At 69.4% G+C, this 2,473-nt stretch carries 3 protein-coding genes; all 3 read left to right on the plus strand.

From position 1 onward, the window contains the following. Positions 1-373: alpha/beta hydrolase (locus tag B551_RS16415; protein WP_023264566.1), on the plus strand; the 373-nt coding region annotated here is incomplete at its 5' end. Positions 374-556: 183 nt separating this feature from the next. Next, positions 557-1,531, plus strand: coding sequence for a sulfate ABC transporter permease subunit CysT (gene cysT, locus B551_RS16420; protein WP_052511396.1), 975 nt, complete (start codon positions 557-559; stop codon positions 1,529-1,531). A gap of 1 nt (position 1,532) precedes the next feature. Continuing rightward, positions 1,533-2,473, plus strand: a 941-nt coding sequence (gene cysW / locus B551_RS16425) for a sulfate ABC transporter permease subunit CysW (RefSeq protein ID WP_023264568.1), incomplete at its 3' end; no start/stop codon positions are given.

Raw genomic sequence — 2,473 nt, forward strand, 5'->3', positions numbered from 1 at the left:
GAACGACGCGGACGGCATCGCCGGCGCCCTGCTGGTCGCGCCGGCCGACCCCGACAAGTTCGGCGTCGCGCCGCTGCTGCCGACGTTCCGGCTGCCGTTCCCGACGCTGGTCGTGGCGAGCCGCAACGACCCGTGGATGGCCCAGCGCACCGCCTTCACCTGGGGCACGCTGTGGGGCAGCGAGCTGCACGACGCGGGCAGCCTTGGTCACATCAACGCGGATTCGGGCCTCGGCCGTTGGCCGGAGGGGCTGGGATTGCTGGGCACGCTGCTGCAGAGGATCGACGCACGCGGTGCCGCCCCCTCGCATGACAGGCACTGCACTGCATGGGAAGCCGCACTCGAAGTGATCCCCACCGTTCCATATATCTGAATCGACTAAAGACATGCGTAAATATTCGTTCTGGATATAAGCGCTGCTCTGCACAATCTATTGGTCCGCTGCCGGTTGCGCGCACAGGCGCGCCGGCGGCGCCCATTGCACGTCGATCGCACGCCGAGCGCCCGCCCCACGTGGTGCGCAACGTCGCGTTCGCCGGCCTTCGCATCCGACACCATGCCTGCCACCTTGCCATTGACCGATACCGTGCCAGCGGCGCCGACCTTTCCGCGGCGGCTGCCCGGACCGCTGCGCGCCCGCCATACGGTGCTGCCGGGCTTCGGCCTGTCGCTCGGCTTCACGCTGCTGTACCTGACGCTGATCGTGCTGATCCCGTTGGCGGCCGCCTTCCTGAAGGCGTTCACGCTGAGCTGGGACAGCTTCTGGGCCATCGTCACCGCGCCGCGGGTGCTGGCCGCCTACAAGCTGAGCTTCGGCGCCTCGCTGATCGCAGCGATCGTCAATACCGTGTTCGGCCTGGTGGTGGCCTGGGTGCTGGTGCGCTACCGCTTTCCCGGCCGGCGCCTGGTCGATGCGCTGGTCGACCTGCCGTTCGCGCTGCCCACCGCGGTGGCCGGCATCGCGCTGACCGCGCTGTTCGCCGGCAACGGCTGGATCGGCCGCTGGCTCGAGCCGCTCGGCATCAAGGTCGCGTTCACCCCGCTGGGCGTGGTGATCGCGCTGACCTTCATCGGCCTGCCGTTCGTCGTGCGCACGGTGCAGCCGGTGCTCGAGGAACTGGAGCGCGAGCTCGAAGAGGCCGCGGCGAGCCTGGGCGCGACGCGCTGGCAGACCTTTGGCCGCGTGATCCTGCCCGCGATCGCGCCGGCGCTGCTGACCGGGTTTGCGCTGGCCTTCGCACGCGCCACCGGCGAGTACGGCTCCGTCGTCTTCATCAGCGGCAACATGCCGATGGTGTCGGAGATCGCGCCGCTGATGATCTACGCCAAGCTCGAGCAGTACGACTATGCCGGCGCCACCGCGGTGGCGGTGGTGATGCTGCTGATCTCGTTCGCGTTGCTGCTGCTGATCAACGGCTTGCAGGCCTGGTCCCGGCGCCGCCAGAACGGCGGCCGCCCGGCCCCGGCGCAGGGGCGCGACGACGATGCGGCGGGCGCATCGCGTTCGCTGACCGCGGCCGGAGATTTCTGAGATGGCCGGCTCTCTTCCGCTGGGCGCGGCACGCGCGCTGCCGGTGACGCCGGTGCATGACGCCACCGCCGAGGCGCCGTGGGTGCGCCGCACGCTGGTCGCGATCGCCGCGCTGTTCCTGACGCTGTTCCTGTTCGTGCCGCTGGCCGCGGTGTTCTACGAGGCGCTGCGCCAGGGCCTGAACGCCTACTGGAGCGCGCTGGTCGAGCCGGACGCGCTGTCCGCGATCCGGCTGACGCTGACGGTCGCGGCGATCGCCGTGCCGCTGAACCTGGTATTCGGTGTTGCCGCGGCCTGGGCCATCGCCAAGTTCGAATTCCCCGGCAAGAGCCTGCTGACCACGCTGATCGACCTGCCGTTCTCGGTGTCGCCGGTGATCTCGGGCCTGATCTATGTGCTGCTGTTCGGCGCGCAGGGCTGGTTCGGACCGTGGCTGGCCGAGCACGATATCCGCATCCTGTTCGCGGTGCCGGGCATCGTGCTGGCGACCGTCTTCGTGACGTTTCCCTTTGTCGCGCGCGAGCTGATTCCGCTGATGCAGGCGCAGGGCACCGAGGAAGAGGAGGCGGCGATCGTGCTCGGCGCGTCGGGCTGGCAGACCTTCTGGCGCGTGACGCTGCCCAATATCCGCTGGGGCCTGCTGTATGGCGTGATCCTGTGCAATGCGCGGGCGATGGGCGAGTTCGGCGCGGTGTCGGTGGTGTCGGGCCATATCCGCGGGCTGACCAACACGATGCCGCTGCACGTCGAGATTCTCTACAACGAATACAACTTCGTCGCGGCCTTCGCGGTGGCCTCGCTGCTGACGCTGCTGGCGCTGCTGACGCTGGCGATCAAGACGCTGGTCGAATTCCGTACGCGGCGCGAGTCGGGCGAGGCGAACGAGGAAGGCGTGCCGGCCGCGCCGGCCACGCTGCCGGCGGCCTCGGCCCTCGCCGTGCC

The sequence above is a fragment of the Cupriavidus sp. HPC(L) genome (genome assembly GCF_000307735.3).
Taxonomy (GTDB): Bacteria; Pseudomonadota; Gammaproteobacteria; order Burkholderiales; family Burkholderiaceae; genus Cupriavidus.

Bases quoted from the DNA above. Each gene is read 5' to 3' on its own strand.
- cysT (WP_052511396.1), top strand. From the start codon at position 557: ATGCCTGCCACCTTGCCATTGACCGATACCGTGCCAGCGGCGCCGACC.